Below are 6,000 nucleotides of genomic sequence, written 5' to 3'. Positions count from 1 at the left end.
ACGGCAAAATCCTTTCGGAAACTCTGGCCTCATGTTTTCTAAGCAAATCACTGACTCGAAAGTATACGACTGGTTTGAGGAGCGTCTGGAAATTCAGGCACTTTCCGATGACATCACTTCAAAGTACGTACCTCCCCACGTTAATATTTTTTACTGCCTGGGTGGAATTACTCTAACTTGCTTTATAATCCAGTTTGCCACTGGATTTGCCATGACCTTCTACTACAAGCCGACGGTCGCTGAAGCATTTAGCTCTGTACAGTACATTATGACTGACGTGAGCTTCGGCTGGCTGATCCGCTCTGTTCACCGCTGGTCTGCCAGCATGATGGTGCTGATGATGATTTTGCACGTCTTCCGGGTCTATTTGACTGGTGGTTTCAAAAAGCCCCGTGAACTGACCTGGGTGACAGGGGTAGTTTTAGCAGTAATTACCGTCTCCTTCGGTGTGACTGGCTACTCCTTGCCTTGGGACCAAGTTGGTTACTGGGCGGTCAAGATTGTATCTGGCGTTCCTGAAGCTATTCCCGTGGTTGGTTCTTTAATCGTCGAACTGCTGCGGGGTGGTACTAGTGTAGGTCAGGGTACTCTGAGTCGCTACTACAGTCTACATACCTTTGTGCTGCCCTGGTTTATCGCTGTCTTCATGCTGCTGCACTTCCTGATGATTCGCAAACAGGGCATTTCTGGTCCGTTGTAAATCTGTACTGACTAAAAGTCAGGAAAGTGTTAAAACTAAATGCAAACCTTGCTGCTGCCACCTGCTTACCTTTACTTATTAAGGAGAAGAATTTAAGCAATGTCAGTTCTTAAAAAGCCGGATCTAGACGATCCAATTTTACGTGCCAAACTAGCCAAGGGGATGGGTCATAATTATTATGGCGAGCCAGCTTGGCCTAATGACCTCCTCTACGTTTTCCCAGTGGTAATCATGGGTTCCATTGCTCTATGCATTGGTTTAGCTGTGCTTGATCCAGCTATGATTGGTGAACCAGCCGATCCCTTTGCCACACCTTTAGAAATCCTCCCGGAATGGTATCTATATCCTGTTTTCCAAATTTTGCGGATTCTCCCTAATAAACTTTTGGGTATTGCTGCTATGGGATCAGTTCCCTTGGGTCTGATGCTGGTTCCCTTCATCGAAGGTGTGAACAAATTCCAGAACCCATTCCGCCGTCCAGTGGCAACTCAATATTCACGTTACCTGGGAAGGCCTAGGGGAAGCGATAATTTATCCCAATCCCACTCCGGATCTATTTACCCAGCAGCCTTTGGTTATCTGTGGACGTATTTCTCCCATTCAAGAGTTCCAGGCAGAACAGTTGCAGGTTAGCAAGTTGAAGGTTAAAAGTTTGGAGAATAACCTACCGGACTCGAAGGTTACAGCTGAAGAACTTTCAACCAAACAACATTCAACCTTAACCCCAAACCAACCTTGGCCAAAAGGCCACGCTACCCGAACAACCCCTACTGGCACTCTCAGGATTACGGGTACTAGGGGGGATGGTAGTTACTACCAGAAAAGATTTAACCTCAATTTTGATCAAGCCAACAATCCAGCTATTGCCCAGCTGTGGGGTAGAGCAAGGATTAAACACCTGATGCAGCAAATGTTGAGCTGTGAAACTAAAGCTGGGGTAGAGGCAGTGACGGAAACAGCGTTGAGTTATCAACTATTGTGCCAGTACACCGCTTTTGTGGCTGTCAGTGATCAGGTACCGGTTGCAGGTGAAAGCCACCTCATATCGATGCAAGTACCAGTAACAATCCCAGAAGGAGTTAACTGGGAAGGCATGATCAAAAGTACTTTTGCTAGTGCAATTCAGGATAGACTCAGGCTACAGAAGTGGCGTTCAGGGTTGAGAGCAGGGGATAAGGAGAGCAGGAGACAAGCAGCAATTGACATCAATTCCAAATTCTTGCCTGATGAGCAGGGGAAAAAGGGGAAACCGAAGAACTCTAAGATCAACCGATCGTTACTGTTTTCCCTCTCTCCCTTATCTTCTGGCACCGCCTGGTCTTCTCCTATCCCAAGATCTGTGTTACCAATAAGTGAATATAGGAAATTGGGGGTTAAAAGCAAAGCTTGGATTCAACAGTCAGAGTATAGGCAAAACAGGTACCAAGAATCTAAGCTAACCTGTAATAATGATAATCGCTATGATACCCATCAGGCATCAGAAATGAGCCCTCAGGATTATATTCTTTCTAAGACAGTTCAGGATAGCCTCACTGATAATGATAATCCCTATGATACCCATCAGGCATCAAAAATTATTACTGAGGACTATTTAGCCAATCAATCACCAGATAATTTTGAATTGACCTTGGTCTGTCCTAGATTGATTAAAAAGGTGAAGTCAGAGATATTAAGCTCAGCGGCAATCAGCCATCACAGGTTACAGTTGGTCAGAGTTAAGGGATTAGATGAAATAGGGACAACCTGTTTAACCCAACATCTGCAACGATTGAACCTACCCCTAGGGGTAGCTGGTGAAATTGTCTTCGAGTTCCTAGTTCGTAGAGGTCGCGTGATCAGGGTGATGTGGGATGAAGCAGCCTCTACCCTGACCGAAGCCCAAATGATTGATTTGATTAAGCGATCGCTTTCTTGTTGGCGAGTGCCCGAAACCTCTGTAAAGAGCGTGTGTTTAACCTTACGCATTAACGAAGGTGCAACTCAATGACATCTTGCTTAATCGTGAGATCATAATCTTGATAGAAATTGTGTCCTAGCAGTCCAATTGACAGGGATGGACTAACAGCAACCAGTAGGTTGTTAGCCACAATACCTCCTGCGGCAGCGGAGGCCAAGCGACCCAGGGGTACATCAACTGTACCATTAGCTGTATCCATCGTGGCAGTTCCTTCTGGCTTCAATGCCAAAGCTTTTGCCATTTTTGGGGTAATTGTCACGACGGATGCTCCTGTATCAACCACCATTTCAAAGGTTCGTTTACCATTAAAAGTGACATCAATTACAGGAGTGTTATAGACTCGGCGTTTGATGGGGATTGTAATCACCCCTGAATTGTTTGGCTTTGATATGCCGCAAAGTTTGCCAAGGTCAATCAGATTGCCATTGGCATCCCGCATGAAACAGGGTAAATCGATTTGAGCTTTAGAAACAGCAGGAGTCAGGGTGCTGGTTGTGATTACAAATAATGTTGTTAATAGTTGGATTGGTAAATAGGGTTTCACCTGATTTATCTACTCCAGTATTTTGATTAGTACAAACTTTTAGGAAGGATTAAGGATGAAGGCTGACTCTGGACTTATCGCCTAATCCTAGATTACCCAGGGAAACTCTTAAACCAACACTACTCTTAGAGAGAGTTTATAGATACACTTTAATAATAGCTAATCGGTAATAAATCAATTAGCAGATAGGGAATCGTTGTTGGCTCGTTATCGGGAAAAGTTTGGGGAGTTATGCTGATAGCTGGCACTATTACAAAAAAACTTAATAAAGGAAGTCATAACAATCGATTTGAGTACTGAAATCGATGCAGCAAGGGAACAGGGGAGCCAGCGCTAGCTGCACATCGACCATCGGCCAGCAATCCCCACTAGGTCAGGGATTGCCCATTGGCGCACGCTACGCGATTGGCCGTAGGCCACGCTAAAAGCGATCGCCTTTAGTGCTCAAACAGTTGAGCTAGCAATGGGCTAACTGTCTATTGTGATAGTGCGATCGCACTCAAGTGTGGCCACTATCGGTTATTCAGAACTATCTTCTGCCACATTGGTGGACTCAGACTCTTCGGTCTCTACTGCCTGTTGTTCCGATATTTCCTCGACCACAGTAGTGGATTGATATTCCCTTGGAGCTACCGCCTTTTGTTCATAACTATCTTCGACCACAGTAGTGGACTCAGACTCCCCGGTCTCTACTGCCTGTTGTTCCGATATTTCCTCGACCACAGTAGTGAATTTATATTCCCTTGGTGCTACCGCCTTTTGTTCATAACTATCTTCGACCACAGTAGTGGACTCAGACTCCCCGGTCTCTACTACCGCTTCTTCCAATATCTCATCAACAACAGTAGTGGACTCAGATTCCCTTGGAGCTACCGCCTGTTGTTCATAACTATCTTCGACCACAGTAGTGGACTCAGACTCCCCGGTCTCTACTACCGCTTCTTCCGAGATCTCCTCAACAACAGTAGTGGACTCAGATTCCTTTGGAGCTACCACAGGTTTCTCTGATGTAATGTCGAGTTTCTCTGGCGCTTCAGGTGAGGGGCTAGGGGTGACAGCGGAACGTCCGAAGAAACTGCCAAAGCGACTCCAGATGTTTAATTTTGGCTTTTCTGACGGTTCAGGTAGAGGGGTTACTGATTCAGCCCCAGTAGTTGCTTCCTCAACTGGTGCTGGGGTTTCACTGGCAGGAACTAGCTCTTCTGCTTCCAAAGTTGTTTCCACCTCAGGTAGGTTGGACTCAACCTCAGGAGTTGGTTCCTCCAGAGTTATTGGTAGTTCACTGGGTGTTACAGATTCCTCTAGTTCTGGTATTTGCTCTGTTTCAGTGGGTGCTAATTCCCCTGGTGGTGTAGTGTCTTCTTCTGTAGTTTCTTGTTCTAAGGAGGTCGGTTCAGAGGTGAGAGGTTCTTCAACTATCGGAACAACCGAGGGTATTGGTGTTGGCTCTACTGTAGGCGAAGTAGTCAATGATGGACTCGGAGCTGGTGTCTCTTCTGGTACAGGTATTGGGGTTGCCGGTGGCTGATAGTTGGGGTCTACAATACCACCAGCTTGCTCAGCCGAGAGTTGACCCAATACTAGGTGGGAAAGGGTGTCTTCACCGTTAGGCTGGTAGTTAATCACCTGTACTGTGTTGTTGAAAACATTCTTGACTGGGTTGCCCTGTCCATCGAGAAACTCTAACTCTACCCAGTTTTTGCCCTCTTTAAACCCTGTCAGATAAATCGATTCCCAACGGTCGAGTAGGAAACTTTGACCGTTCACAGTAACCCGAATCTGCCAATCAACACTATCATCATCTAGATTGTCTTGAGCCACTAGCTGGAGAGGGGTATTACTCAAGGGGGTATTCGTCAAATAGAAGTCCAGCAGAATCGGCTCTGCTCCGTAGTCGCCTTTTGGAACGTTGTAAGTTAGGAGTGGCAGCGCTGGATCTGGGTTGTTGTCGTCAGTTTTAGTAAAGATATGAAATGTGGTCTGGGCATAGGCACCTTGATTTTTGAAGCTCTCATCCCAGGGGCGAGAGGCAAATGCCCGCAGGGTATGGGTGCCAGGGGATAAATCCTCTAGGATTAGAGGTTGGTCTAGGTCATAGATGGCTTGGTAAGGTTGGTTGTCCAGGATGACGTTCAGATGAGGACCTATACCTAGATCGGGATCTTGGAAAATTGGCAAGTCCTGAACCTGAAATTTCACTGATACTGTTGTATCTTCAAGCACCATGTCATCACCAGGTCTGACAATGAACACTTGAGGCTGGTAAGCCTCTAGGCTCTGACTAAGTTCTTGAATAGCTAGGGGTGGCCCTACTTCTGATAACTGATTAACTTGCTTGGTTTGGGAGCTGGCATCGATGCCAAACCCCTTCGATGTCTTGATGCGATCGCTACCACAGGCCACCAGACCCCAAACTAATATCGTTGTGATTAGGAAGAAAAAAAGTCTTTTCACCATGATTAACTGGCTGTTCCTACCCAACAAGCCATCTCCTTTGATCACCAGCCTTTAATCTTAACTTACAGGTTGACCTCTAGTCTTGCTCCTTGTCTTTAGGTGTTGGTCTATGAGCGTTGGGGTTGCCTATTGGCAGGATGATCAAGTCTGTTCTAACTTTCCCCCTCTTGGTGCGCATTTCCTTGGCAAGGTTACCTAGCCTGGGTCCCACCGCTCTTCCAAGTGTTCCGCTTTTCTATAAATCTTCCGCTTCTCTATCAACCATACCCCTACACCTTCAACCCTTGAGGGTCGTCCGTCTAGATCGGGGACACTTTTTTCAAAAAATATTTAGCATTTATT

Annotated in this window: 4 protein-coding genes and 1 pseudogene; 3 read left to right on the top strand and 2 right to left on the bottom strand. The window is 46.1% G+C overall.

What is annotated here, in order from left to right; translation table 11 throughout:
• Positions 1–31: 31 nt before the first annotated feature.
• The 3 genes and pseudogenes from petB to F6K38_RS03330 all read left to right on the top strand — a co-directional run bounded on the left by petB (position 32) and on the right by F6K38_RS03330 (position 2,687).
• Positions 32–700, top strand: coding sequence for a cytochrome b6 (gene petB, locus F6K38_RS03340; RefSeq protein ID WP_009149163.1), 669 nt, complete (start codon positions 32–34; stop codon positions 698–700).
• A 99-nt stretch (positions 701–799) separates the two neighbouring features.
• Positions 800–1,189: pseudogene (gene petD, locus F6K38_RS03335) on the top strand (cytochrome b6-f complex subunit IV); the annotation flags it as partial.
• 82 nt (positions 1,190–1,271) lie between these two features.
• The gene (locus F6K38_RS03330) at positions 1,272–2,687 is read left to right on the top strand and encodes an after-VIT domain-containing protein (RefSeq protein WP_287356071.1); all 1,416 of its coding nucleotides are present in this window, start codon (positions 1,272–1,274) and stop codon (positions 2,685–2,687) included.
• Here F6K38_RS03330 and F6K38_RS03325 read toward each other — a convergent pair.
• Together F6K38_RS03325 and F6K38_RS03320 are read right to left on the bottom strand one after the other, a co-directional pair.
• Positions 2,665–3,201 carry a retropepsin-like aspartic protease family protein gene (locus F6K38_RS03325; protein ID WP_202970544.1) on the bottom strand — a complete coding sequence of 179 codons (537 nt, stop codon included), beginning with the start codon at positions 3,199–3,201 and terminating at the stop codon, positions 2,665–2,667. The genes F6K38_RS03330 and F6K38_RS03325 overlap by 23 nt on opposite strands.
• A 519-nt stretch (positions 3,202–3,720) precedes the next feature.
• On the bottom strand, positions 3,721–5,658 hold the full coding sequence (locus F6K38_RS03320; protein ID WP_287356068.1) for a hypothetical protein: 1,938 nt from the start codon (positions 5,656–5,658) through the stop codon (positions 3,721–3,723).
• Between the last annotated feature and the right edge of the window lie 342 nt (positions 5,659–6,000).

The sequence above is a fragment of the Moorena sp. SIO3B2 genome (assembly GCF_010692525.1).
Taxonomy (GTDB): Bacteria; Cyanobacteriota; Cyanobacteriia; order Cyanobacteriales; family Coleofasciculaceae; genus Moorena; species Moorena producens.
This window is presented reverse-complemented; position numbering and strand designations above follow the sequence as displayed.